The organism is Sphingosinicella sp. BN140058 (assembly GCF_004135585.1).
Classification (GTDB): domain Bacteria; phylum Pseudomonadota; class Alphaproteobacteria; order Sphingomonadales; family Sphingomonadaceae; genus Allosphingosinicella.
In genome coordinates this window covers 2,232,641-2,256,800 of the sequence record NZ_CP035501.1, presented here as the reverse complement: position 1 = coordinate 2,256,800, position 24,160 = coordinate 2,232,641, and the positions used below count along the sequence as shown (strand labels likewise).

At 66.9% G+C, this 24,160-nt stretch carries 24 protein-coding genes; 17 read left to right on the top strand and 7 right to left on the bottom strand.

The features are described from left to right. Positions 1-4: 4 nt before the first annotated feature. From ETR14_RS10165 to ETR14_RS10110, 13 genes are read left to right on the top strand one after another with little or no spacing between them, the layout of a single operon-like run. Positions 5-2,512: an ABC transporter permease gene (locus ETR14_RS10165; RefSeq protein ID WP_129384499.1), complete on the top strand. Its 2,508-nt coding sequence runs from the start codon at positions 5-7 to the stop codon at positions 2,510-2,512. Positions 2,513-2,523: 11 nt separating this feature from the next. Beyond that, positions 2,524-4,854, top strand: coding sequence for an ABC transporter permease (locus tag ETR14_RS10160; protein ID WP_243455847.1), 2,331 nt, complete (start codon positions 2,524-2,526; stop codon positions 4,852-4,854). Between the two features lie 6 nt (positions 4,855-4,860). Then, complete coding sequence (locus tag ETR14_RS29155) at positions 4,861-5,022, top strand: hypothetical protein (RefSeq protein WP_243455846.1); 162 nt, start codon at positions 4,861-4,863, stop codon at positions 5,020-5,022. An 11-nt stretch (positions 5,023-5,033) separates the two neighbouring features. Beyond that, on the top strand, positions 5,034-7,541 hold the full coding sequence (locus tag ETR14_RS10155) for an ABC transporter permease (RefSeq protein ID WP_129384498.1): 2,508 nt from the start codon (positions 5,034-5,036) through the stop codon (positions 7,539-7,541). Between the two features lie 56 nt (positions 7,542-7,597). Then, complete coding sequence (locus tag ETR14_RS10150) at positions 7,598-8,893, top strand: SDR family oxidoreductase (RefSeq protein WP_129384497.1); 1,296 nt, start codon at positions 7,598-7,600, stop codon at positions 8,891-8,893. Beyond that, complete coding sequence (locus ETR14_RS10145; RefSeq protein ID WP_129384496.1) at positions 8,893-9,366, top strand: DUF2269 domain-containing protein; 474 nt, start codon at positions 8,893-8,895, stop codon at positions 9,364-9,366. Before ETR14_RS10150 ends, ETR14_RS10145 begins: the two co-directional genes overlap by 1 nt. After that, the gene (locus ETR14_RS10140) at positions 9,363-9,884 is read left to right on the top strand and encodes a hypothetical protein (protein ID WP_206186014.1); all 522 of its coding nucleotides are present in this window, start codon (positions 9,363-9,365) and stop codon (positions 9,882-9,884) included. Before ETR14_RS10145 ends, ETR14_RS10140 begins: the two co-directional genes overlap by 4 nt. 9 nt (positions 9,885-9,893) lie before the next feature. Beyond that, the gene (locus tag ETR14_RS10135; protein ID WP_129384495.1) at positions 9,894-10,604 is read left to right on the top strand and encodes an SIMPL domain-containing protein; all 711 of its coding nucleotides are present in this window, start codon (positions 9,894-9,896) and stop codon (positions 10,602-10,604) included. 52 nt (positions 10,605-10,656) lie between these two features. After that, entirely contained in the window at positions 10,657-10,851 is a 195-nt protein-coding gene (locus ETR14_RS10130) for a zinc-finger domain-containing protein (protein ID WP_129384494.1), read from the top strand. Positions 10,852-10,859: 8 nt separating this feature from the next. Further along, positions 10,860-11,459, top strand: coding sequence for a hypothetical protein (locus tag ETR14_RS10125; RefSeq protein WP_129384493.1), 600 nt, complete (start codon positions 10,860-10,862; stop codon positions 11,457-11,459). Positions 11,460-11,490: 31 nt separating this feature from the next. Next, complete coding sequence (tldD, locus tag ETR14_RS10120; RefSeq protein WP_371416779.1) at positions 11,491-12,915, top strand: metalloprotease TldD; 1,425 nt, start codon at positions 11,491-11,493, stop codon at positions 12,913-12,915. Further along, positions 12,915-13,445 carry a DUF924 family protein gene (locus ETR14_RS10115; RefSeq protein WP_129384491.1) on the top strand — a complete coding sequence of 177 codons (531 nt, stop codon included), beginning with the start codon at positions 12,915-12,917 and terminating at the stop codon, positions 13,443-13,445. Before tldD ends, ETR14_RS10115 begins: the two co-directional genes overlap by 1 nt. Before the next feature lie 16 nt (positions 13,446-13,461). Beyond that, positions 13,462-13,662, top strand: a complete 201-nt coding sequence (locus ETR14_RS10110) for a DUF2007 domain-containing protein (RefSeq protein ID WP_129384490.1) — start codon at positions 13,462-13,464, stop codon at positions 13,660-13,662. 7 nt (positions 13,663-13,669) lie between these two features. Here the strand turns inward: ETR14_RS10110 and ETR14_RS10105 are convergent, their stop codons facing one another. The 4 genes from ETR14_RS10105 to ETR14_RS10090 form a co-directional block, all read right to left on the bottom strand. Continuing rightward, positions 13,670-14,068, bottom strand: a complete 399-nt coding sequence (locus ETR14_RS10105; RefSeq protein ID WP_129384489.1) for a TIGR01244 family sulfur transferase — start codon at positions 14,066-14,068, stop codon at positions 13,670-13,672. Further along, positions 14,065-15,852: a DNA helicase RecQ gene (recQ, locus tag ETR14_RS10100; RefSeq protein ID WP_129384488.1), complete on the bottom strand. Its 1,788-nt coding sequence runs from the start codon at positions 15,850-15,852 to the stop codon at positions 14,065-14,067. The genes ETR14_RS10105 and recQ overlap by 4 nt, the downstream gene beginning before the upstream one ends. Positions 15,853-15,906: 54 nt before the next feature. Then, the gene (locus tag ETR14_RS10095; RefSeq protein ID WP_243455845.1) at positions 15,907-16,401 is read right to left on the bottom strand and encodes an FKBP-type peptidyl-prolyl cis-trans isomerase; all 495 of its coding nucleotides are present in this window, start codon (positions 16,399-16,401) and stop codon (positions 15,907-15,909) included. A gap of 68 nt (positions 16,402-16,469) precedes the next feature. Further along, positions 16,470-18,287 carry an ABC transporter ATP-binding protein/permease gene (locus tag ETR14_RS10090; RefSeq protein WP_129384486.1) on the bottom strand — a complete coding sequence of 606 codons (1,818 nt, stop codon included), beginning with the start codon at positions 18,285-18,287 and terminating at the stop codon, positions 16,470-16,472. A gap of 103 nt (positions 18,288-18,390) precedes the next feature. Here ETR14_RS10090 and ETR14_RS10085 point away from each other — a divergent pair, with 103 nt between their 5' ends. The 4 genes from ETR14_RS10085 to ETR14_RS10070 all read left to right on the top strand — a co-directional run bounded on the left by ETR14_RS10085 (position 18,391) and on the right by ETR14_RS10070 (position 22,070). After that, positions 18,391-18,672: a hypothetical protein gene (locus tag ETR14_RS10085; RefSeq protein WP_129384485.1), complete on the top strand. Its 282-nt coding sequence runs from the start codon at positions 18,391-18,393 to the stop codon at positions 18,670-18,672. A 146-nt stretch (positions 18,673-18,818) separates the two neighbouring features. Further along, positions 18,819-21,296, top strand: coding sequence for an ATP-dependent helicase HrpB (gene hrpB / locus ETR14_RS10080; protein ID WP_243455844.1), 2,478 nt, complete (start codon positions 18,819-18,821; stop codon positions 21,294-21,296). 76 nt (positions 21,297-21,372) lie between these two features. Next, positions 21,373-21,651 (top strand): ETC complex I subunit, encoded by a 279-nt coding sequence (locus ETR14_RS10075; protein WP_129384483.1) that lies wholly within the window; start codon positions 21,373-21,375, stop codon positions 21,649-21,651. A gap of 134 nt (positions 21,652-21,785) precedes the next feature. Then, on the top strand, positions 21,786-22,070 hold the full coding sequence (locus ETR14_RS10070; protein WP_129384482.1) for a hypothetical protein: 285 nt from the start codon (positions 21,786-21,788) through the stop codon (positions 22,068-22,070). A 69-nt stretch (positions 22,071-22,139) separates the two neighbouring features. On the opposite strand, the gene ETR14_RS10065 is transcribed toward ETR14_RS10070, so the two are convergent. Genes ETR14_RS10065 through ETR14_RS10055 form a run of 3 tightly spaced genes read right to left on the bottom strand, consistent with a single transcriptional unit; the run spans position 22,140 to position 24,150 of the window. Beyond that, on the bottom strand, positions 22,140-22,676 hold the full coding sequence (locus ETR14_RS10065) for an NUDIX hydrolase (protein ID WP_129384481.1): 537 nt from the start codon (positions 22,674-22,676) through the stop codon (positions 22,140-22,142). Beyond that, on the bottom strand, positions 22,673-23,350 hold the full coding sequence (locus ETR14_RS10060) for a TPM domain-containing protein (protein WP_129384480.1): 678 nt from the start codon (positions 23,348-23,350) through the stop codon (positions 22,673-22,675). The genes ETR14_RS10065 and ETR14_RS10060 overlap by 4 nt, the downstream gene beginning before the upstream one ends. Continuing rightward, positions 23,347-24,150, bottom strand: coding sequence for a YgcG family protein (locus ETR14_RS10055; RefSeq protein WP_129384479.1), 804 nt, complete (start codon positions 24,148-24,150; stop codon positions 23,347-23,349). The genes ETR14_RS10060 and ETR14_RS10055 overlap by 4 nt, the downstream gene beginning before the upstream one ends. Positions 24,151-24,160: the final 10 nt, after the last annotated feature.

Sequence of the window (24,160 nt, the reverse complement as noted above, 5' to 3'; positions counted from 1 at the left end):
GATCATGTGGCGCAACTATCTGACTGTCGGCGCAAGGGCTCTGGCCAAGAACCGGACCTACGCGTTCATCAACATCTTCGGCCTCGCGCTCGGGCTCGCCGCCTGCCTGCTGATCCTGCTCTATGTGCGCTACGAGACCAGCTACGACCGCTGGATCCCCGGCGCCGATACGATCTATCAGGTGCAGAGCTTTTCGCGGGATCCCGACACCGGCGACCGGTTCGACTTCAGGCAGTCGCAATATGTCGCCGGCACGACCCTGCAGAAGGATTTCCCGCAGATTGCGGGCCGTCTCCACCTGCTGGGAAACCGGGCCGCCGTGGTTCGGGGCGGTCAGGCCTTGTCGGTCGAAGACGCGGCCCGCGTCGACGGACCCTTCTTCGACGTCTTTCCCCTGCCGCTGATCGAGGGCGATCCGGCGACCGCTCTGGCGAGGCCGGGCAATGTCGTTCTGTCGGAACGCGAGGCGCTTCGCCTGTTCGGAACGGAGCCTGCTTTCGGGCGAACCCTGACGGTCGTCGATAACGGTCGGCCGGTCGACTACCGAGTGACGGGCATCCTCAAGACGCTGCCGAGGAACTCGCATCTGCGGCTCGACATGATCCTGCGGATCGATGTCGCCGCCTTCTTCGCAGATTATCCGGGCCAGCTCACCAGCTGGGGCGAGATTTCCGGGTTCAACTACGTGAAGCTGCGCCCCGGGGCCGATGTCGATGCCATCCGGGCGGGGCTCCCCGCCTGGGAGAAGCGCAATATCCCGGATCAGCCGTTCGGCGATCGTCGCGAAAATGACGGCGAGAACCAGGATTGGAGGCTGATACCGCTGCGCGACATCCATCTCGGCGAGGCGCAGCGGGGTGCCATGGAGCCCGCCAACGATCGCTCCACCATCCTCACCTTTGCCGTCGTGGCGTTGCTGATCCTGGGTATGGCCTGCATCAACTTCACCAATCTGGCGACCGCGCGTGCCGGTCAACGCGCGCGGGAAGTGGCTCTTCGCAAGGTCCTCGGGGCGAGCCGACGGCAGCTCGTCATCCAGTTTCTGAGCGAATCGATCCTGATCGCCGGGCTTGCGATGCTGGTTGCTCTCACCATGGTCGAGCTGGCGCTACCGATCCTTTCGACCTTCCTCGATGCCGATCTCGAAATGCATTATCTGGGCTCCGGCGGCGTGATGCTGCCGGTGCTCCTCCTGGTCATCGTGGTCGGTGCCGCGGGCGGCCTCTATCCGGCTTTCTACCTGTCTCGCTTCCAGCCCGCGCAAGTGCTCAAGGCGAACAAATCGGCGGCGGAAGCCGAAGGCTCGGGCCGGCTGCGCAACGTGCTGGTGGTGGCGCAATTCGCGGTATCGATCGGCCTCATCATCTGCACGGCCATCGTCTATTCCCAGGCTGTGCATGCGCGGCGCTCCGATCCCGGTTTCGAGCGCGACGGCCTGCTTCAGATCTCGGCCGGCTACCGGAACCTGGTTCCGGTGCTCGAGGCCATGACCCACGAGATTGGCCGGATCGACGGCGTGGTCTCGGCATCGCGGACCAGCATCGGCATCAACACCGGCAGTACGATGGGACGTGCAGTCCGCGTTCCCGGACGCAGCGAGACGGTCGGTGTCGGCAACTATGCGGTCGATCCCAACTTCTTCCAGACGATGGGTATCAAGCTGCTCGCCGGGCGGGCGCTCGATCCGAAGCGGCCGATGGACGAAAGTGGCATGCCCTATCCGGAACCGGATCCGGCCGCCGAGCGCGCCCTGGTCGCGCGCGGTGCCAATGTCGTGGTGAACGCGCTCGCGGCGCGGCGCCTAGGCTTTTCCGATCCCGCATCCGCTGTCGGCAAGCAGGTCCGGGTGACGCTGAGCTTGGATCCATCGATCGGGATGGTGCCCGTGACGATCGTCGGCGTCGTCGCCGACTCGCGGTTCCGTTCGATCCGGCAACCGCTCGAGCCGATGATGTACCGCCTTGGCAGCGACTATCTGCTCGCGATCGACGTTCGCTACCAGCACGGGCGGGGACGCGAGGTGCGCTCCGCCATCGAACAGGTGTGGCGGCGCTTCGCACCCGATCTGCCGTTCGAAGCACGCTATAGCGAAGACATCGTGTCGGGCCTCTATTTGGCGGAGCGGGCACGGGCGCAGACCTTCGCCGGCTTCGCAGCGCTCGCCGTGGTCGTGGCCTGTCTGGGCCTGTTCGGCCTCGCCGCCTTCACCGCCGAGCGCCGGCGAAAGGAGATCGGCATCCGCAAGGTGCTCGGTGCGCGCACCCGCGACATCGTCCGCCTGCTTGCCTGGCAGTTTTCGAAGCCGGTGATCGTCGCCAACCTGATCGCCTGGCCGGCGGCCTGGTGGGCCATGCGCGATTGGCTCAACCGGTTCGACGCCCGTATCGAACTCGGTGCCGGTCCTTTCCTGTTCGCGGGCGCGCTCGCCCTCGCCATCGCGATCGGCACGATTGCGTCGCATGCCTTTCGCGTGGCGCGCTCCAATCCGATCCACGCCCTCCGCTACGAGTAGGACACCGAACGATGTGGCGCAATTATCTCACCGTCGGCCTGCGATCCCTGATCAAGAATCGCACCTACACCTTCATCAATATCGTCGGTCTGGCGATCGGCATGGCCGCATGCCTGATGATCCTTCTCTTCGTGCGGTATGAGATGAGCTACGACAGCTGGCTCCCGAATGCCGGGAATGTCTATCAGTTCCAAAGCTGGAGCCGGGATCCCGACACGGGCGAGGAGTCGAAGGCCCAGATGAGCCCCTACGTTTCGGCGGAGGCGCTGAAGAAGGATTTTCCGCAGGTCGAGGCCAAGGTCTATGGGCTCGCCAATTCGCCGGTCTTTCTGAAGGATGGCCAGGCGCAGGCGCTCCAGGACTTCCTTTACGTAGACGGCGATTTTCTGGACGTCGTCCCGCTGCCGCTGGCGCGGGGCAGTGCCGATGCGCTGGCCCGGGTCGATTCCGCGATCCTGTCGGAATCGGAAGCGACCAAGCTGTTCGGCACGACCGATGTCGTTGGGCGCACCCTCAGCATCATCAGTCGCGGCGTGGCCAGAGACTTCCGCATCAATGCCGTGTTCAAGGATCTCCCGAAGAACTCGCACATGCGGATCAGCATCGTGGCGAGGCGCGATTTTCCGGCCTTTTTCGTCGATCAGCCCGATTTCCTCACCTGCTGGGGATGTCACAGCGGCTGGGTTTGGGTGAAGCTCAAAGACGGCAGCGATCCGAACGCGATCAACGCCGCATTGCCGGCCTGGGAAAAGCGCAACATCCCCGATCAGAATGCCGGCGACGCGCGGTTCAACGCGGGCGACACGCAGGATTGGCACCTCGTCGCCGCGCAGGACGTGCACCTCGGCGAAGCCGACGTCGGCCAGATGACTCCCACCAACGATCGGCGCTCGATCGTGACCTTCGCGATCATCGCGATGCTCATCCTCGGCATGGCGATCGTCAACTTCACCAATCTGGCGACCGCACGTGCCAGCCAACGGGCACGGGAGGTCGCGCTGCGCAAGGTGCTCGGCGCCAACCGGCGTCAACTGGTCGTCCAGTTCATCGGCGAGTCGGTACTCATTGCGGTGTTCGCGATGCTGATCGCGCTGACCCTTCTCGAAGTGTCGACGCCCAGCTTCGCCGCCTTCCTCGATGCCGACATCAAGGTGCACTATTTCGGATCGAACGGGATCCTCTTGCCCGTCGTGATGCTGGTGCTCGCGGTCGGGATCCTGGGGGGGCTCTATCCGGCGATGTTTCTGTCGCGGTTCCAGCCCGCGAGCGTCCTGAAGGCCAACAAGTCTTCGGCCGAGACGCCCGGCACGGGCCGCTTGCGCAGCGCATTGGTGGTGGGCCAGTTCGCCGTGTCGATCGGCCTCATCATCTGCACCGCCGTGATCTACGCACAGACCGTTTACGCCCGGACGGCCGATCCGGGCTACAAGCGCGATCACCTCATGCAGGTGGACGAACTCAGCCGCTATCAATTGCTCGACAAGGGCGAGACCATCGTCGAGCAGACGCGCCGCGTTCCGGGGGTGCGCGCCGTCGGCCGTACCACGATCGGGGTCGCCACCGACAACAACAACACGACGGGGGTGATGGTCCCGGGAAATCCGGAGCCGGTCTCGATCGGCACCTATCAGGTCGATCATGGCTTCTTCGATGCGATGGGACTCACCCTTGCAGCCGGACGCTGGTTCGACCTCAATCGGCCCGGCGACGATGCGACCGTGCCGTTCCCACCGCAGGACGACGCCCAGATCGCGCTCGCAAGACGCGGAATGACGATCGTCATCAACGAACTGGCCGCCAATCGCCTCGGCTTCCGTCGCCCGGCGGACGCGGTCGGCAAGACCCTTCGAGCCGCCATGATCGACAATAAGCTTGGTCTCGTTCCGGTGACGATCGTCGGCGTGGTCAAGAATTCCCGCTTTCGCTCGATCAAGCTGCCGATCGATGCCTTGATGTTCTCTCAAGTGAAGCTTGGCCACACCCACATGATGGTGCGCTTCGATGGAGATCCGCGTGCAGTCCGGGCCGGGGTCGAGCGGGTCTGGAAGGGCATCACCAACGACGTGCCGTTCAACGCCGAGTTCAGCGACGATATCGTCCAGGAACTCTACAAGGCCGAGGATGCGCGCGCGAAGACCTTTGCCGGCTTTGCGGTGCTCGCCGTCATCGTCGCCTGCCTGGGCCTGTTCGGGCTCGCCGCATTCACGGCGGAGAGACGAACGCGCGAAATCGGCGTGCGCAAGGTGCTCGGCGCCAGGACCCGGGACATCGTGAAGCTGCTCGCCTGGCAATTCTCGAAGCCGGTGATCGTCGCGAATCTGATTGCGTGGCCGATCGCCTGATGGCTCATGCGGGACTGGCTGAACGGCTTCGACACCAGAATCCCGCTCGGGCCATTGCCGTTCCTCCTTGCCGGCGGGCTGGCGCTGGCGATCGCCCTCGGCACGATCGCCGGCCACGCTTTTCGCGTCGCCCGATCCAATCCCATCCACGCCCTCCGCTACGAGTAGGAGACCTCACGATGTGGCGAAACTATCTGACCGTAGGCTTTCGGGCTCTTGCCAAGAACAAGACCTACGCCTTCATCAACATCGTCGGTCTGGCGATCGGCCTGGCGGCCTGTCTGATGATCCTGCTCTTCGTGCGCTACGAGACGAGTTACGACGGCTGGATGGAGGAGGCGGACCGCGCCTACCAGTTCCAGGATTTCTACAAGGCGACGGACAATGGCGGGGAAGAAATGGCCCTGCAGATGTCGAGCTACGTCTCCGGCAAGACGCTGGTGAAGGATTTCCCGCAGATCGAGAAGGCCGTCTACGTCGCGTCGGCCGGCGCGACGATCCTGCAGAACGGCATTCCGAGCGTCGCCGACCGCTTCAACTTCGTCGACGGCAATCTGTTCGACATCCTTCAGGTGCCGTTCGCACGGGGAGACCGCGCCCAGGCGCTGAGCCAGCCCAATTCGCTCGTCCTCACCGAAACGGAAGCGGAGAAGCGCTTCCCGAACCAGAATCCGATGGGACGTACGCTCACCCTGGTCTCGCAGGGCAGGAACATCGACTACGTCGTCACCGGCGTGATGCGGGATCTGCCCAAGAACAGCCACGTCGATCTCGGGGTGGTCGCCCGTTTCGCCCCCGAAAGCTTCTTCGCCGAGCAACAATCCTTTCTCACCAGCTGGGGCAATCAGGGCGGATGGTGGTACGTGAAGCTCCGTCCCGGTGCCTCCGCGGAGGAGATCAATCGCCAGCTTCCCGCCTGGGAGAAACGCAATATCCCGGATGATACCGGCGGCGGGGAGAAGACGAACCCGGGCAACACCCAGGATTGGCGGCTGACCAACGTTCGTGACGTGCATCTCGGCAAGGCGCAGCAGGCGTCCATGACTCCGGGCAACGACATGCGCACGATCGGGACCTTCGGTGTGGTGGCCTTGCTCATCCTCGGCATGGCCGTCGTCAACTTCACCAATTTGGCGACCGCCCGCGCGTCCCAGCGCGCGCGCGAAGTTGCCTTGCGCAAGGTGCTCGGCGCCAGCCGGCGCCAGCTCATCGTTCAGTTCCTCGGCGAATCGATGCTGGTGACGACGATTGCGATGGTGCTGGCGCTCGCTCTGGTCGAACTGTTGCTGCGGCCGTTCAACGCCTTCCTCGATGCCGACATCGCCCTCACGTATTGGGGTGCCGACGGCGTTCTGCTTCCGGTCCTGCTGCTTCTGCTCGCCGTCGGCGCAATCGGCGGCCTGTACCCCGCTTTCTACCTCTCCCGGTTTCAACCGGCCCGCGTGCTCAAGGCGAACAAGTCCGCGGCGGAGGCCGGCGGTACCGGGCAGCTTCGAAACGTTCTGGTCGTCGCCCAGTTCGCCGTCTCGATCGGGCTCATCATCTGCACGGCCGTGATCTATGCGCAGACCCTCTACGCGCGGACGGCCGACGCTGGGTACAAACGCGATGGCCTGCTGCAATTGCAGGGCGTCGGTGCGCGCGAGGTGCAGCCGGTGGCGGAGACTCTGAAGCACGAGATCGGCCGCATCGAAGGCGTCGAATCGGCGTCGCTGACCGGCATCGGCGTCGCACCGGGCAACAATTCGGTGAGCTCCGTCTATCTACCCGGCCAGTCGAAGGGCATCGATCTCGGCGTCTACACGATCGACCACGATTTCTTCCCGACCATGGGAATGAAGATGCTCGCCGGCCGCAACTTCTCGGAACGGATCGCGATGGACGATTCGACGACGCCGTTCCCGGTCGACGCGTCCGCCGAGCAGGCGCTCGCACGGCGCGGAACGAACATCGTCGTGAGCGAGTCCGCAGCCCGCCGGCTCGGCTTCCGCGACCCGCAGCAGGCGATCGGTAAGCCGATATCGGTGGGTCTCACCCTGCCGGAATATGGGCTTTCCACCGCCACCATCGTCGGCGTCGTCCAGGATGCGCGGTTTCGCTCGATCCGTGATCCGCTGCAGCCGATCATGTTCCTCTATGCACATAACGGCTTCAACGCGATGGTCGTGCGCTACAACGATCCGGAGCCGAAGCGCGTGAGCGCGCGGGTCGAGGGCGTGTGGAAGCGCATGCTGCCGACGGTGCCGTATCGCGCGGAATTCGCCGACGATCGGGTGAAGCGCTTGTACGAGCAAGACGAGGCGCGTGGACGATTGTTCGGGGCCTTTGCGATCCTGGCGGTGGTGATCGGTTGCCTCGGTCTGTTCGGCCTCGCTGCCTTCACAGCCGAGCGGCGCACCAAGGAGATCGGCATCCGCAAGGTGCTTGGTGCGCGCACCCGCGACATCGTCCGCCTGCTCGCCTGGCAGTTCTCCAAGCCGGTGATCATCGCCAATCTGATCGCCTGGCCGATCGCCTGGTGGGTGATGCGCGACTGGCTCAACGGTTTCGACGCCCGGATCGGCCTCGGGCCGACTCCGTTCCTGCTCGCAGGTCTACTGGCCCTGGTGATCGCGCTCGGCACCATCGCCAGTCACGCCTTCAAGGTTGCGCGGGCGAACCCGATTCAGGCGCTTCGCTACGAGTGACCCTGGGGAGGAACGGTGCTCCTTTCCTCCCGTTGAGCGGGGGAAAGGAGCTGCCTTTGCGTATTCTGTTGATCGGTGCGACGGGGTTGATCGGTGCGGCGGTCGCCGCGCGCTTGCAGCGGGACGGGCACGAGCTGATCGGCGTTCGCCGCAGCACCGGCAGCGCCGCCGCCGGGCGCGTGCCGGTCGATCGCTGGGTCTCGCTCGACCTGCGCGATGCGGTGACGCCGGCCGCGTGGCACCGGCACCTCCAGGGCATCGACGCCGTCGTCAATTGCGCCGGCGTGCTCCAGGACAATGCGCGCGATTCCACCGCGAAGGTCCATTACGATGCGCCCGCCGCGCTGTGGCGAGCCTGCGAGGATGCCGGAGTGCGCCGGGTCATTCATTTTTCGGCCCTGGGTGTCGATCGCGGTGCGCTCACCGATTTCTCGCGTACCAAGATGGACGGCGACAGCGCGCTCGAAGCCTCGGCGCTGGACTGGGTGATCCTTCGCCCGTCGGTGGTGGTCGGGCCGGCGGCTTATGGGGGCTCCGCCTTGTTCCGCGGCCTCGCCGCGCTTCCGATCCTGCCGAGAACGCCGGATGCGGGGCCGCTCGACATCGTTCAGCTCGCCGATGTGGCGGAGAGCGTCGCCCGTCTGGTTCGGCCCGATGCGCCGGCGCGGATCGCGCTCGAGCTTGCCGGGCCCGAGCGGCTGGAGTTCGACGCGGTCGTCGCCGCCTATCGGCGCTGGCTCGGCTGGAAGCCGGCCCGCCTGATCGCTGCGCCCGGCTGGCTGATGGGCCTTGCCTATCGCGGCGGCGATGCGCTGTCCTGGCTAGGCTGGCGGCCCGCCGTGCGCACGACGGGCCGGCGCGAGATCGTTCGCGGCGCAATCGGCGACTCGAGCGGCTGGCGAACGGCGACGGGGATCAATCCGCAGGGATTGACCGACGCGCTCGCCGCCAACCCGGCCTCGGTGCAAGAACGCTGGTTCGCAAAGCTCTACTTCCTCAAGGCTCTGGCGATCGGCACCTTCGCTCTGTTCTGGCTGCTCACCGGCGTGATCTCGCTGACCGGCGGCTACGAACTCGCCAAGGGCTACATGCTCCGGGCAGGCGCCGGGCCGCTCTCCGCGCCAAGCGTGATCGCCGGCGGTCTCGCGGACATTTCGGTCTTCTGCCTGATGGTCTACCGGCCGACCACCCGCCTTGCCCTCTATGCCGCGATCGTGCTCTCGATCTTCTACATCATCGCGGGCACCATCCTGCTTCCTGGCCTGTGGCGCGATCCGCTCGGGCCGATGATGAAGATCTGGCCGATCCTCGCGTTCAACTTCCTCTGCCTCGCAATCCTGGATGAGCGCTGATGGACTATTTTCTGCTGAAATGGCTGCACGTGCTCGGTTCCACGGTGCTGCTCGGCACCGGCGCCGGAATCGCCTTCTTCATGCTGATGGCGCACCGCACCGGCGATGTGCGGGTCATCGCCGGCGTGGCACGGATCGTCGTCATCGCCGACTATGTCTTCACGACCACCGCCGTGATTGCTCAGCCGATCACCGGCGTACTGCTGGCGAAGACCACCGGCTATGCACTCACCGAAGGCTGGATCGTCGTCTCGATCCTGCTTTACCTCCTCACCGGCGCCTTCTGGCTGCCGGTCGTCTGGATGCAGAGCCGAATGCGCAATCTGGCCGAGGACTCGGTGCGCACCGGGGCGGCGCTTCCGGCGCAATATCACCGATTGTTTCGTTGGTGGTTCGCATTCGGCTTTCCGGCCTTTACAGCGGTGCTGGCCATCTTCTGGCTGATGATCACGCGACCGGAGATCCATCTTTGAAGGACGAAAAGCTGAAGCTCGGCACCCGGCTGCTGATCGGCGGCATCGCCGGCTTCGTCGGCACGATGGCGATGACCTCGGCGATGCGGCGCCTTCATCGCCATCTGCCGGAAAAGGAGCGTTATCCGCTGCCGCCGCGCGAGATCGTCGATTCGGTAGCGGAGACGGCGGAGGTTGCGGTCGAGGACGAAACCGCGAAGGACATCGCGACCGCAGCCCACTTCGCCTACGGCGCGATGATGGGCGCGATGCTCGCCGCGATGAACCCGAACCCGTCCAAGCGCACCGGTGCGCTTGCCGGAACGGCGGTCTGGCTCGCCAGCTACATGGGCTGGATCCCGGCGCTCAATGTGCTCGAGCCGGCCACCAGGCATCCCAAGCGGCGCAACTTCTTGATGATCGGGGTCCATCTCGCCTGGGGTGCGGCGACCGCGTCGGCGATGCGGGAGCTGGTCGCGGCGCGCGAGTCGATGCTCGCCGCGGGACGCGACAAGGATGCCGAATCCTCGATCGACTAGGAGAGACGGATGCCTCGATCCCTTGGTGTTTTGCTCGGTCTGCTCGCAGTGTCGGCATGCTCCGATCATCCCCCGGATCCGCGCGGCGTCGCCCGCAACGAAGTGCTGGTCCAGATCGTCGCCAGTGGACGTGCCGATACCCGCCCGGATCAGGCGCGCTTCACCGCGGGAGTGGAGACGATCGCCGCGACGTCCCGCGAAGCGAGCCGCCGCAACAGCGAGGTGATCAATCGCGTTCTCGCGGCAGTGGAGCGTTTGGGGGTCGGCAAGGACGACGTCCAGACGCGCAACGTCAGCCTCTCTCGGATCGACTATGGTCCGGACCGGGGTCGTTTTCAGGCCAGCAACAGCTTCGACATCCGGGTGCGGGATATCGGAAAGGCCGGAGAGGCTATCGCCGCGACGACCGATGCCGGCGCCAACGTGGTGAGCGGCCCCGATTTGACGGTGTCCGATCGCGAGGCGGCGGGCCGTTCCGCCTGCGCTCAGGCCTACAAGGCCGCCCGTGCCCGCGCGCAAACTTATGCCGAGGCGGCCGGACTGAAGGTTTCGCGAGTGCTCGCGATCCGCGACACGGGCGAGGCCGGAACGCCCCAGCCTTACGCGGGTGACATGGCGATGGAGGCGCAGGCGGCTGCGCCAGCTGCACCCATTGTCCGAGCGGGCACGAACCAGAGCGAGATCTTGATCCGCGTCGATTTCGCGCTCGCCCCGAAATAGACGCGACTTCAGGCGATTGCCCGCCGCGCGGGGCGTTGCTAAGGGCGACGCCATGCAGACCGATCGCTTCACGCCGGAAATCAGTATCGTTACGACGCCACGCGTCGCGTGCGACGGAGCGAGCGAGACCCACCCGGCGCTCGGCCACCCGCGAGTCTATCTGCAGATTGACGAGAAGGGCTATGTCGACTGCGGTTATTGCGACAAGCGTTTCGTGCTGAAGGGCGGCCCGGCCGACCAGGCCTGATCGTCGATTTGCCGTGGAACCCGACCGTCGTCATGGTGGCGGCGATGTTCCGCCGCCTCGCCAAAGTCCCGCGCCTGTTCGCGCTTCTCGCCGGTGCCTTGATGCTCGCCGCGGCCGCGCCGCCGCTGACGTTCGTGCCGGTGGAGTCGCATTACGCTACGGCCGCCGCGGAATATGAGGCGATCTGGCGTGCCGATGGTGCGCGCATCGTCGCGGCGCTCGAAGGCACGAGCGGTCTCGTGTTCCCGGAGCAGCCGATCGAGGTGATGGTGTCCGATGGTCGGCCGTTCGCTTATTACAACAGCAACCGCATTCGCCTCCGCGCCGGTTATTCCCCTGCCTACAAGAAGGCGACGCTGATGCACGAGCTCGGCCATCGCCTGAGTTTTCAGCTGCTGGGCCTCGACGGCATCGACGACCATCGCCTGCTCTATCTCTTCCTCCACGACGCCTGGGCGCAGGTCTACGGCCCTGAATTCGCGGATCGTATGTCTGCGATCGAGCGCCGCTTGCCGGGATCGTACGACGCGGATTGGGGATGGGCGCTGAGTCTCAGCCGGGAAGAGCGTCAGGCCGAGCTCAAGGCACGGCGCGACAAACGCCCTTAGACTTTGGCCGCAGGGCTCCTATATCCCGATCATGACAACAGCCGATCCGCGCCGCTTCCTCTATCGGGATGCGCTCACCCCCGACTCAGCCCTCCGCCTCACCGCCGATGCGCTGACCCGCTGTGACGACGGCGAACTTTATCTCCAATATACCGCGTCGGAGAGTTTCGGCTTCGACGACGGACGGCTGAAGACCGCCGACTTCAACACCCACGCCGGTTTTGGCCTGCGGGGCGTGTCGGGCGAGACGACTGCCTTCGCGCACGCCAACGAGCTATCGGAAGCCGCGATTCGCCGTGCCGCCGAGACGATGGCCGTGCTCGATCCGGCCAACGGCGCGCGTCCCGCGGCGCCCCGGCGGACTAATGCGACGCTCTACACGGACTCGGATCCGCTGAGCCTGATCCCGTTCGCCCGGAAGGTTGCGCTCTGCCAGCAGATCGACTCCGCCGCCCGTGCCCGTGATCCGCGCATCGCCCAAGTTTCCGTGTCCCTGTCCGGCTCATGGTCGGTGGTCGAGATCGTCCGTGCCGACGGCTTCGTCGCGCACGACGTGCGCCCGCTGGTCCGGCTCAACGTCCAGATCGTCGTCGAGCAGAACGGTCGGCGCGAGACCGGCTATCACGGCATCGGCGGCCGCTATCTTTATGACAGCCTGTTCGAAGAGGCGACCTGGAACCGGGTGATCGACGTCGCTCTTGCCCAGGCGCTGGTCAACCTCGAGTCGGTCGATGCGCCGGCGGGCGAGATGACCGTCGTGCTCGGCCCCGGCTGGCCCGGCGTGCTGCTCCACGAGGCGATCGGTCACGGCCTCGAGGGTGACTTCAACCGCAAGGGCACCTCGGCTTTCTCCGGCCGGATCGGCGACCGCGTCGCTGCCCCCGGAGTCACCGTGGTCGACGACGGCTCGATCGCCAATCGCCGCGGCTCGCTGTCGATCGACGACGAAGGTACGCCGACCCAGTGCACGACCCTCATTGAGGACGGCATCCTCAAGGGCTATATCCAGGACCGGCTCAACGCCCGTCTGATGGGTGTCGCGCCCACCGGCAATGGCCGCCGCGAAAGCTTCGCCCACGCGCCGATGCCTCGGATGACCAACACATTCATGCTCGGGGGCAAGGAGGATCCGGGCGAGATCCTCGCCCGTGCGAAGAACGGCATCTATGCCAAGAGCTTCGGCGGTGGCCAGGTCGACATCACCTCGGGCAAGTTCGTCTTCTCCTGCACCGAAGCCTACAGGATCGAGAATGGCCGGATCGGCGCGCCGATCAAGGGCGCGACCCTGATCGGCGATGGCCCGACCGTGCTCACCAAGGTCGCGGCAATCGGCAACGACATGGCGCTCGACGAGGGCATCGGCATCTGCGGCAAGGGCGGCCAGTCGGTGCCGGCCGGCGTCGGCCAGCCGACCCTCCTGGTCGCGGGGCTCACCGTCGGCGGCACCGCCGCCTGATGGGCTGGGCGGAGGAGGTCCGCAGCTACTGGTTCGCGTTGCGGCCGGAGCAATGGTGGCGCGATACCAGCCTGGACGGCGAGATTGCCGGGAGGTTCGGCACGCTGTGGGAAGAGAAAAGGCAGTTGCCCGCCAGCGCCTTCCTCGGCTCGGCGGACGATGCGCTCGCCGCCGTGCTGCTGTTCGATCAATTCCCGCGCAACATGTTCCGCGGCCACGCCGACCAATTCTCGACCGATCTGCTGGCGCTGCAAATTGCCCGCGGAGCAATCGACCGCGGCTATGACGACCGCATGAGCGAAGACGCGCGAATCTTCCTCTACCTTCCGTTCGAACATTCGGAGGATCTGGAGGATCAGCAGCGCTCGGTGCTGCTGTTCACGGCGCTGGGCAAGGAGGAGCAGCTTCGGTTCGCCAAGCTCCACTTTGATATCATCGAACACTTCGGCCGCTTCCCCCACCGCAACGCCATCCTTGGCCGCACGCCGCGGCCGGAAGAGGTCGCCGCCGGCGAGGTCGTCCCCTGGTGAGGCGCCGCGCGGCCTGATGCTGGTCGAGGCGGCGCGATTCTCGAACAGTTTCGAAGCCGGTCTCGCGCGTTCCGTGCTCGATGCCGCCGGCATCGAGGCGGTGCTGTTCGACACCGAGATGAGCTGGGAAGCCTTTGGTGGCCTGATCCCGATCCGTCTGATGGTCCTCGACGAGGATCTCGAACACGCCCGGAGTGTGCTGGCGGAGGGCCTCTGAGCCGCTCTTAAGCCAGATACCCGCGGATCGGCGTCAGATCGTAGCCGGCCGCTGCGCCCTTGGCGAGCAGGGCGTCGGCATCGTCGCCCATGCGTGCGCGGGCTAGGGCCCACAGATAGATGGAACGAGTCCCCGATTTGCAGAAGGCGAGCGTCGGACCCTCCGCGGCTGAGAGGGCGTCCTGCATCTCCTGCACCTGCGCGTCCGAAAATCCGCCGGCGATCGGGATATGGTGATAGGCGATGCCCGCCGCCGCCGCGGCGGCTTCGATCTCGGCCGAGGACGGCTGGCCCGGCTCTTCGCGGTCGGGTCGATTGTTGATCACCATGGCGACCCCGAGATCCCCCAGCCGCTCCGGATAGAGCTGGCCGCTCACCATCATCGATTCGTCGATCTGCCTTATCATGCGGAAACGCCTTCATGCTGCCGGATGACCTCGACGAAGGCGTCGCCATAGCGTTCGAGCTTGGCGGCGCCGACGCCGGAGACTTGCGAGAGGCCGTGTAGCGTGTTCGGCCGCAGCCCCGCCATTTCGCGGAGCGTGCTGTCGTGGAAGATGACGTAGGGCGGCACGCCCGCTTCCATGGCGAGCTCGCGCCGCCGGGCGCGCAGCGCGTCGAACAGCGGGTCGTGCGCATGATCGACCGCATCGCCGCCGCCGCGGCGCCGCCGCGCCTTCTTCGGCGGCAGCACGATCCGCACTTCCTCTTCGCCTTTCAGTACCGGCCGCGCGCCGGGACCGAAGGAGAGGCCCCCGAAATCGTCGGCGCGCAGTGCATCGCGCGCCATCAACGCACGGGCAAGCGGCTTCATCAGCGCCAGCTCGTCCTCGTCGGCGATGCCGAATACCGACAGGCGGTTGTGGCCGAAGCTCAGCACCTTCTCGGTCTCGCGCCCGGCGAGCACGTCGGTGAGATGCTGGATCCCGAACCGCATCTCGGTTCGGAATGCGGCGGATAGCAATTTGCGCGCCGGCTCGGTGGCGTCGACCGTGGTCGGCGGCGTCAGGCAATTGTCGCAATTCCCGCACCGCGCCGGCGGATGCTCGCCGAAATGCTGCAGCAGGATCGCGCGCCGGCACTCGGCCGCTTCGACCAGAGCGGCGAGCGAATTCAGCCGCTGACGCTCGCCGCCGCGGCGATCATCGGGCACTTCGGTCTCGATTCTGCGCCGGGCGCGCAGGAAGTCCTCGGCGCCCCAGAACATCCAGGCCTCGGCGGGATCGCCGTCGCGGCCTGCACGGCCGGTTTCCTGATAATAAGCCTCGATCGACTTCGGGATTCCGGCATGGGCGACGAAGCGCACGTCCGGCTTGTCGATGCCCATGCCGAAGGCGATCGTCGCCACCATCACCATGTCCTCGCTGGCGACGAACGCCGCCTGGTTGCGGGCGCGCACCTGCGGATCGAGGCCGGCATGGTAAGGCAGCACGCGCCGGCGGCCGCCCTGCGCCAGCTGCTCGGCGAGCTTCTCGGCTTTGTCGCGGCTAGAGACGTAGACGATGCCGGCCCCTTCCTGCTCGGCGAGCAAAGCCTTGAGCTGGCTGGTGACGCCATCGCGCGGACGGACATGGTAGCGGATGTTGGGGCGATCGAAGCCGGCGACGATCAGCCCGTCTTCGGGGATGCCGAGCTGAACGAGGATGTCGGCACGGGTCTGGCGGTCGGCGGTGGCGGTCAGCGCCAGCCGTGGAACATCGCCCAGGCTGTCGAGCAGCGGCCGCAGCAGCCGGTAATCGGGCCGGAAATCATGGCCCCATTCGGACACGCAATGCGCCTCGTCGACGGCAACCAGCGAGAGCTTGGCCCGGCCGACCAGTTCGTGGAAGTGGCCGCTGCTCGCCCGCTCCGGTGCGACGTAGAGCAGGTCGAGCTCGCCACCCTTGAAGCGCCGCAGCGTGTCCTGCCGCGCTTCGTCGCCGTCGGCCGAGGTGAGAGAGGCGGCGTGGATGCCGAAGCTCTCGGCCGACCGGATCTGATCGTGCATCAGCGCGATCAGCGGCGAGATGACGATTGCGGTTCCCTCCCGCGCGAGCGCCGGCACCTGGTAGCATAGCGATTTGCCGGCGCCGGTGGGCATCACGGCAAGGCTGTGCCGGCCCGCCATCACCCGCCCGATCACGTCCTCCTGAACGCCCCGGAACGCGCCGAAGCCAAAGACATCGTGGAGGATTTCGCCGGGTTGCCGCATGTCCGGGGGGTAGCGCGAACGGGGCGTGGCGTCACCCCGCTTCCGCCGCCTTTGTTACCCTTCCGCGCCCGGAATCGCGATCAGTTCGATCGTGAACAGCAAGGTGGCGCCGCCCGGGATCGGCCCCTTGCCCTCCGGGCCGTAGGCAAGGCTTTGCGGCAGCGCGAATTCGAACGTGTCGCCCACCGCCATCAGCGGCACGCCGAGCTGCCAGCCCTTGATCAGCCGGGGCAGCGGGAAGGTCGCCGGTTCGCCGCGCGCGATCGAGCTGTCGAACTCGCTGCCGTCGATCAGCCGACCCGCATAATGAATGGTGACGACGTCGGTGGGCGCCGGGTGCGGCGCGCCAGGCTGCCCCGATTTGACCTTGCGGTAGCGCATGCCGCCGGGGCCGTTCAGCCAGCCATCGGCGGGTTTCAGTCCGGCCAGATAGAGCATCTGAGCGTTGTGCCAGGCGGTATCGTGCTGCGGCGCGGGCTGTTCCTCCATGCCCTGCGCAAGCGCCGCCGTGGCCGCGATCGCGGCGCCGCCAAGCGCCAACCACGTCATTCTCATGCTCGAACCCCCTCTTGTGTCGATGCCGCCGCTTGTAGCGCCGCGATTGCGCCGGAAAATCCCTATTCGGCGGCTTCCGCTTCGGCGTCTTCGCGCTCCGTCTGCTGCCGGGTCCACATCTCGGCATAGAGCCCGTTCCGCCGCAGCAGTTCGGCGTGGGTGCCGCGTTCGGCGACCCGGCCCTCGTTGAGCACCACGATCTGATCGGCGTCGATCACCGTCGACAGCCGGTGGGCGATAACGATCGAAGTCCGGCGCGCCGCGACCGAGCGAAGTGTCTCCTGGATGGCGGCCTCGGTGCGGCTGTCGAGCGCACTGGTCGCCTCGTCAAAGATCAGGATCGGCGGGTTCTTGAGCAGGGTGCGGGCGATCGCCACCCTCTGCTTCTCGCCGCCGGAGAGTTTGAGGCCGCGCTCGCCGACCTGCGCCTCATAGCCCTGCGGCAGGCTGGCGATGAAATCGTGGATCGCCGCGCCCTTGGCCGCCCCTTCGATCTCGGCCTGATCGGCACCGTCGCGCCCGTAGCCGATATTGTAGCCGATCGTGTCGTTGAACAGCACGCTGTCCTGCGGCACGATGCCGAGCGCCTGGCGCAGGCTCGCCTGGGTGACCTGGCGGATATCCTGACCATCGATCAGGATCCGCCCGGAGGTCGGCTCGTAGAAGCGGAACAGCAGACGCGACAGGGTCGATTTGCCGGCGCCGGAGGGACCGACCACGGCCACCATCGTTCCGGGTTTCACCTCGAGATCAATGCCCTTCAGGATCTCGCGATCGGCATCGTAACCGAAATGCACGTTCTCGAAGCGGACGCTGCCGGCGCCAACCTGGAGCGCGGGGGCGCCGTCGACGTCGCGCACTTCCTCCGGCGTGTCGACGATCCCGAACATCGCCTCCATGTCGATCAGCCCCTGCCGGATCGTGCGATAGACCCACCCGAGCATGTCGAGCGGCCGGAAGAGCTGGGCAAGGAAAGTGTTGACGAACACCACGTCGCCAGTGGTGAAGCTGCCGCGGCTCCAGCCCCAGACGGTGTAGGCCATCGCACCGGCCATCATCAGATTGGTGATCAGCGACTGGCCGATGTTGAGCCAGGCGAGCGAGGTCTCGTTCTTCACCGCCGCGCCGGCAAAGGCGCGCATCGCGTCGCCGTAGCGCCGCGCCTCGCGTTCCTCGGCGCCGAAATATTTGACCGTCTCGTAATTGAGCAGCGAATCGACCGCGCGTGCGATCGCCTGATTGTCGACCTCGTTCATCTGGCGCTGCAGCTTGCTGCGCCATTCGGTCACCACGCGCGTGAAGGTGATGTAGGCGACCACCATCACCAGGGTCGCGACGACCAGCCCCGGCCCGAACTTCACTCCGAAGATGATGCAGATGGCGATCAGTTCGATGATCGTCGGGGCTATGTTGAACAGCAGGAAATAGAGCATCATGTCGATGCTCTTGGTGCCGCGCTCGACGATCTTGGTGAGTGCGCCGGTGCGCCGCTCCAGGTGGAAGCGCAGCGACAGGCGGTGGACGTGGCGGAACACCGTCTCGGCGAGGCGCCGCGCCGCATCCTGGCCGACCCGCTCGAAGATCGCGTTGCGCAGATTGTCGAACAGCACGCCGGCGAAGCGGGCGCCGGCATAAGCGACGACCAGAGCGATGGCGAGGCCGGCGCCGGCCTGGACAGGGCCCGACATCCGGTCGATCGCCGCCTTGTAGGCGAACGGCATCACCAGGGTCGCACCCTTGGCGACGAGCACCAGCAGCACGGCGATGACCACGCGAGTCTTGAGCGCGGGTTCGCCGGCCGGCCACAGATAAGGCAGGAAGCGTCGAAGTGCCGACCAGCCGGCCTTCGGAGACGTGTCTGGGTTTTCGAGTGGACGCATGCAGGCCCTAAGTAGGAAGTGCAGCTGTCTCAACCAAGGACAGGCCTGCGGAACGCACGTGTAACGTTTGGAACGCGCTTATCCGCCGATGGTTTTATCGACCATGGGACCGGCTTACTTCATCATCGCGATCCTCGGCTGCGGCGAAAGCGACACCGCCTGCCAGCAGGTGCGGACGCTCGACACGCATTACGAGAGTCAGGCCGCGTGCAGCCAGGCGACCGATGCGGTGCTGCCGGGCCAAACCGATGTCGATTACCCGGTCGTCGTCGCCCAATGCGTCGCCGGTGGTGCGCCCCCCGAGCCGGTCAAGGCTGCCGAGGTCAAGCTGCCCGAAGGCGGCACCGTCGAAGCCCGGACCAGCCCGCTGCAGGGCCGCCGCTAGATCCTCCCCGCACGCGGGGAGGGGAACCGCGCGAAGCGCGGTGGAGGGGGTTGCGAGACCCGCGCGGCGCCCCGGAAGTTGCTCGCATTTCCGCCCTCCTCACGAATCCTCTTTCCCTCTCGCGCGGCTTCTGGCTGAGGAAGGGCGTGACCCTCCCGATCCACGCCGTCCTGCCCGATCTTCTCGCCGCGCTGCGCGGCGGGGCGAACGCGGTGCTCGTCGCCCCACCGGGCGCGGGCAAGACTACGGCGGTGGCGCCGGTTCTGCTCCGGGAGCCCTGGTGTGCGGGCGAAGTGCTGGTGCTGTCGCCCCGCCGCCTCGCTGCGCGCGCGGCGGCGGAGCGGATGGCGGAGCTTGCCGGGGAACGGGTCGGCGAGACGATCGGCTATGCGACCCGCCTCGATACCAGGCGATCCACACGGACGCGGGTCACCGTACTGACCGAGGGCATCTTTCGGAACCGCATCCAGTCCGACCCGGAGCTGATCGGCATTTCCGCCGTCCTGTTCGACGAAGTCCATGAGCGCAGTCTCGACAGCGACTTCGGCTTAGCCCTCGCCCTGGATGCCCAGGCGGCATTGCGGCCGGATTTGCGCATCGTCGCGATGTCGGCAACCCTGGACGGTGAGCGCTTCGCAGGGTTGATGGCGGCGGACGGCGCGGCCGCGCCGGTCATCCACAGCGAAGGCCGCAGCCATCCCCTCTCGCACATCTATCTCGGCCGGGCGGCCGAGCGGCGGATCGAGGACGAGATGGCGCCGGCGATCCGGCGCGCGCTCGCCGAAGCCGAGGGCAGCCTGCTCGCCTTCCTGCCCGGCGTCGGCGAGATCGAGCGCACCGCGGAGCGGCTCGAGGACCAGCTCCCGGCCGACACCGATCTTCACCGCCTGCACGGCAGCCTCGAGCCGGCGGCGCAGCGTGCCGCCATCGCCGCGGCGCCGCCCGGTCGCCGCAAGATCGTGCTCGCGACCTCCATTGCCGAGACCAGCCTGACGCTGGACGGCGTGCGGATCGTCGTCGACAGCGGCCTTGCGCGCCGGCCGCGCTACGATCGGGCGGCCGGCATTACCCGCCTGGTCACCGAACGTGCCAGTCAGACCGCGGTCGCCCAGCGCGCCGGCCGTGCGGGCCGCCAGGCGCCGGGCATCGTCTATCGCCTGTGGGAGGAAGCGGCGACCGCCGGCCTGCCGCGCTTCGATCCGCCCGAAATCCTGGAAGCCGATCTCTCGTCGCTGCTGCTCGATTGCGGACTGTGGGGTGTGCGCGATCCGCGCGAACTGCGCTGGCTCGACGCGCCGCCCGCCGCCGCGGTCGACGAAGCGCGCCGGCGGCTGACTTCGCTCGGCGCGATCGACTCCGAGGGGCGCCCGACCGCGCACGGCAAGGCGATCGCCGCTCTGCCGCTGCCGCCGCGCCTCGCCCATATGCTGATCGAGGCCGATGCGCGGGGATGGAGCCGCACGGCGGCGGAGATTGCGGTCCTCCTGTCCGAGCGCGGCCTGGGCGGCAACGATGCCGATCTGGAGCTGCGCCTGCGTCGCTGGCGGGGCGAACGCGGCAAACGCGCAGAGGCCGCGCGCGGCCTCGCCCGACGCTGGCAACAGCTCGTCGGCGGACGCGGGGAGGGGGGCGGCGAGGTCGTCGGCGCCTGCATCGCGCTTGCCTATCCCGATCGCCTCGCCAGGCGCCGCTCGGCCTCGGGCGAGGAATGGATCTCGGTCGGTGGCCGGGGTTTCCGGCTCGATCCGCATTCGCCGCTTGCCAGGGAGAGCTGGCTCGCCGTCGCCGAAGTCAGCGGCAGCGCCGCCGGCGCCCGCATCCTCTCCGCCGCGGCGATCGCCGAGGATGCGGTGATGGCCTTGTTCGGGGACCGCATCGAAAGCGGCGCCGAGATCCGCTTCGATCCCGCCACCGGTACCGTTCAGGCGCGGCACGGGCGCCGCCTCGGCGCGGTCACCCTCAGCCAGGGCCAGAATGCCAAGGCCTTGCCCGAGGAGGTCGCGGCCGCGCTCGTCGACGCGGTGCGCAGCCACGGCCTCGGTCTGCTGCCGTGGAGCGACGGCGCCCGCTCGCTCCGCAAGCGTGCGGTGTTCGCCCGGCGATACGCGCCCGAGCTCGCCGATCTCTCTGACGAGGTGCTGCTCGCGACGCTCGACGACTGGCTGCCGCTGCTCGTCGCCGGCAGGCGGCGGCTCTCCGACATCGATCCGTCCGCGCTGTCGGGGACGCTCGATGCGCTGCTCGGCTGGGAGGGCCGCAAGATCGTCGACCGCCTCGCCCCGCACGATTTCGAGACTCCGGCGGGAAGCCGCCACGCCATCGACTATGAGGCGGAGGCGGGGCCGACCGTCACCACCCGAGTCCAGGCGCTCTACGGACTGTCCGAGCACCCTGCCATCGGCGGCGGCCGGGTGCCGCTGGTGCTGTCGCTGACCTCGCCGGCGGGGCGGCCGATCCAGACCACCCGCGATCTGCCCGGTTTCTGGGCCGGCAGCTGGTCGGCGGTGGCCAAGGAGATGCGCGGCCGCTACCCGCGCCATCCCTGGCCTGACGACCCCGCAGCCGCCGACCCGACGCTGCGCACCAAGAAGGCCAGTGCGAGGATCGGCGGCAAGGGATCCTGAGTGCGCGCGGGAACGCGAAAAGGTTGATTTGCGTCTCGCTGTTGGGCAACGCGCGCACACGAAGGAGTGATTGAGAATGGCGGCGCGAATCTTCCAGCGGTCCAAGAATGCGATGCAGTCCGGGAAGGCGACCGCCGGCGAATGGATCCTGCAGTTCGAATCGCATCGCCCGCACACGCCCGATCCGACCACCGGCTGGAGCGGCGGCGGCGATACCCAGTCGCAGGTCACGCTCACCTTCCCGACGCTTGATGCGGCCAAGGCCTATGCCGAGCGCAACGCCATCCCCTATCATCTCGTCCCGGCGAGCGAGCGCAAGCTCAAGCTCCAGAGCTACGCCGACAATTTCAAATAAGAATAGAGGCCGCGAGGCCGCCCGAGACCTGTTCCCGCCAGGCGCCAGTGCCGGCGCGCACAAGCTTGGAACAGGCACGGATCGTCCGTGTTGACCTCCCGTGCGCTCGCCTGTTGAGCGTGATCGGAGGTGCCATGAAAAGGCTCGTTGTGATCGCCCTGCTCGGTATCGCCGCTTCGACCGCGGCCGCTCAGGACGGCGCCATGGATATGACCGGCATGGGGATCTACTCTCAGGAAGACGCGGTCATGGAAGCCGCCAGGGAACCGGATGCCGGTTCGGTCCGGACCGCAAGCAGCCGCAAGGCGCGCGCCAACTGCGCCCGCATTCCAGAGCTCAGGCGCCATTTCGGCGCCAAGGATCCTCGCATCCAGAAGGCGACCGCCTTGTGTCGGAAGCTCGGCCACCCAACCGGCTGATCCCGGGCTTGCAAGGCGTGTCCTACAGAGATCGAAGGCGGCGGGAGCACGGACTCTCCCGCTATCGCCTCAGCCGAGTGACGGAAGCAGGGTCGGCCCGAGCAGCAGCAGCAATTTGACGTCCACCTCATAGCCTTCGGCGCGCTTGGCTTCGAGGAAGGCGGGGATATCGGCCAGCGGCACGTGATGGACGATGATGTCCTCGCCCTCCACCCCGCCGCCTTCGCCGACCTTGGTCAGGCCCTCGGCCCGCACCAGGGTGAAATATTCCGCCGACATGCCTGGTGAGGCATAGAATTTGCCGAGCGAGACGACTCGCTCCGGACGATAACCCGTTTCCTCCTCGAGCTCGCGCGCGGCGGCGCTTTCCAGTGCCTCGCCTTCCTGCTCGTCGCCGACCAGGCCCGCCGGCAGCTCGATGCAGGGGCCGCCGACCGGCACCCGATGCTGTTCGACCAGGATCACCTGGCCTTCGTGGATCGCCAGGATCACCGCTGCGGTGACGTCGCGGGTGCGGGAAACATATTCCCACTTGCCCTGCTTCTTCGCCGCTATGAATCGCCCCTGCCAGACGATCTCGCCTTCACCCTTGGTTCTGTCGCTCACAATTCGATCAGCCTGTCCGGTAGTTCATTGGGATTGTCGTGAAGCGGCGGCAGATGCTTGGCGAGCACGATGCCGATCTGCTCGACCGCAGCCGTCATGCCGGTGCCGGGACGACCGGCTTTCACCTCGTCGACGAGCGCCGCCATCGCGTCGCCCCACACACCGGGTTCGACCTGGCTGTGGATGGCCTGATCGGCGATCAGCTCGGCCCGGTGTTCGAGGAGCGAGAGGTAGAGGAGCACGCCGGTGCGGCCCTTGGTGCGCTGCTCGGCGGCGACGCGGAACAGTTCGAGCGCGCGACGGCGCACCCGGCGGTTCTTGGTGCTCGACGGGGTCAGCGCCATGCGCAGCGGCATCCAGGCAAGGCCGAAGCGGACGATCAGGAAGATCGTCGCCAGCAGCACGAACAGGATCAGCATCAGCATCGGCCGAGCGAGTTCGGCATTCCAGCCGAGCACCAAAGCAAGGCCGCGGTCGACGAGGGCCTGCGGCAGAAAGGCGAGCAGGGCGGGCACCAGCAGCATCGCCAGCACGGCATAATGAAGTCCGACGTCGTGATAGGCGTCCGAACGCGGCGCGATGATCGTGACGATCTCGCCGTCGCTCTCGCGCTCCGCGCTGGCGACTGCGGCCGAAACCGCTTCATGCTCCGCTTCGGTCAGTCTCAGCATCACCAATCCCCCGACGCGCCGCCGCCGCCGAACGATCCGCCGCCGCCCGAAAAGCCGCCGCCACCGCCCCAGCTCGAACCGCCGCCGCCCCACGAGGAGCCACCGCCGCCCCAGCCCCCGCCGCCGAGACCCGGGCCCCAGACGAAGACACCGCCGCCACGGCGATGACGCCGCCCGCGCTTGCCGCCGCGAAACATCGGCAGGATCACGAACAGCAGGATGAAGCCCCAGAAGAGCATGGTCAGGATCGAGCCGCCGCCGCTTCCGCCGGATGCGGTGCTGCTCTGCTGCTGCTGCTGCGCTTCGATCGCGGCTCGCTCCGCCTGTTCCGGAGGCGCCTGCATCTGCGCGATAAGGGCGTCAGCGCCCGCGGTGATCCCGCCCGGGTAATCGCCTTGCTGGAAGTGGGGCCGGATGACGTTGCGAATCACGCGCCCGGAAAAGGCATCGGTCAGGATCGGCTCAAGGCCGTCGCCGACTTCGATCCTGATCTTCCGTTCGGCAACCGCGACCAGCAGCAGAGCACCGTTGTCGGCCTCCTTGTCACCCAGCTTCCACGTTTCGCCGAGTTTGAAGCCGACATCTTCGATCGGATAACCTTGCAGATCCGGCATCGTGACGACGACCAATTGACGTGACGTCGTCCGCTGCAGCGCCTCCAGCTTGGCGCTGAGGGCCTGCTCCTCGGCGGGGTCCAGCAGCCCCGCCTGATCCACCACGCGGCCGGTAAGTGCCGGCACTGTCTGCGCGAGCGCCGGCGCTGCGATCAACAGGGCAAAGGCGAAGGTGAGTATGCGGGCCATCGTTGCTGAT

Bases quoted from the DNA above. Each gene is read 5' to 3' on its own strand.
- ETR14_RS10165 (WP_129384499.1), top strand. From the start codon at position 5: ATGTGGCGCAACTATCTGACTGTCGGCGCAAGGGCTCTGGCCAAGAAC.
- ETR14_RS10160 (WP_243455847.1), top strand. From the start codon at position 2,524: ATGTGGCGCAATTATCTCACCGTCGGCCTGCGATCCCTGATCAAGAAT.
- ETR14_RS29155 (WP_243455846.1), top strand. From the start codon at position 4,861: ATGCGGGACTGGCTGAACGGCTTCGACACCAGAATCCCGCTCGGGCCA.
- ETR14_RS10155 (WP_129384498.1), top strand. From the start codon at position 5,034: ATGTGGCGAAACTATCTGACCGTAGGCTTTCGGGCTCTTGCCAAGAAC.
- ETR14_RS10145 (WP_129384496.1), top strand. From the start codon at position 8,893: ATGGACTATTTTCTGCTGAAATGGCTGCACGTGCTCGGTTCCACGGTG.
- ETR14_RS10135 (WP_129384495.1), top strand. From the start codon at position 9,894: ATGCCTCGATCCCTTGGTGTTTTGCTCGGTCTGCTCGCAGTGTCGGCA.
- ETR14_RS10130 (WP_129384494.1), top strand. From the start codon at position 10,657: ATGCAGACCGATCGCTTCACGCCGGAAATCAGTATCGTTACGACGCCA.
- tldD (WP_371416779.1), top strand. From the start codon at position 11,491: ATGACAACAGCCGATCCGCGCCGCTTCCTCTATCGGGATGCGCTCACC.
- ETR14_RS10115 (WP_129384491.1), top strand. From the start codon at position 12,915: ATGGGCTGGGCGGAGGAGGTCCGCAGCTACTGGTTCGCGTTGCGGCCG.
- ETR14_RS10110 (WP_129384490.1), top strand. From the start codon at position 13,462: ATGCTGGTCGAGGCGGCGCGATTCTCGAACAGTTTCGAAGCCGGTCTC.
- ETR14_RS10105 (WP_129384489.1), bottom strand. From the start codon at position 14,068: ATGATAAGGCAGATCGACGAATCGATGATGGTGAGCGGCCAGCTCTAT.
- recQ (WP_129384488.1), bottom strand. From the start codon at position 15,852: ATGCGGCAACCCGGCGAAATCCTCCACGATGTCTTTGGCTTCGGCGCG.
- ETR14_RS10095 (WP_243455845.1), bottom strand. From the start codon at position 16,401: ATGACGTGGTTGGCGCTTGGCGGCGCCGCGATCGCGGCCACGGCGGCG.
- ETR14_RS10090 (WP_129384486.1), bottom strand. From the start codon at position 18,287: ATGCGTCCACTCGAAAACCCAGACACGTCTCCGAAGGCCGGCTGGTCG.
- ETR14_RS10085 (WP_129384485.1), top strand. From the start codon at position 18,391: ATGGGACCGGCTTACTTCATCATCGCGATCCTCGGCTGCGGCGAAAGC.
- ETR14_RS10075 (WP_129384483.1), top strand. From the start codon at position 21,373: ATGGCGGCGCGAATCTTCCAGCGGTCCAAGAATGCGATGCAGTCCGGG.
- ETR14_RS10070 (WP_129384482.1), top strand. From the start codon at position 21,786: ATGAAAAGGCTCGTTGTGATCGCCCTGCTCGGTATCGCCGCTTCGACC.
- ETR14_RS10055 (WP_129384479.1), bottom strand. From the start codon at position 24,150: ATGGCCCGCATACTCACCTTCGCCTTTGCCCTGTTGATCGCAGCGCCG.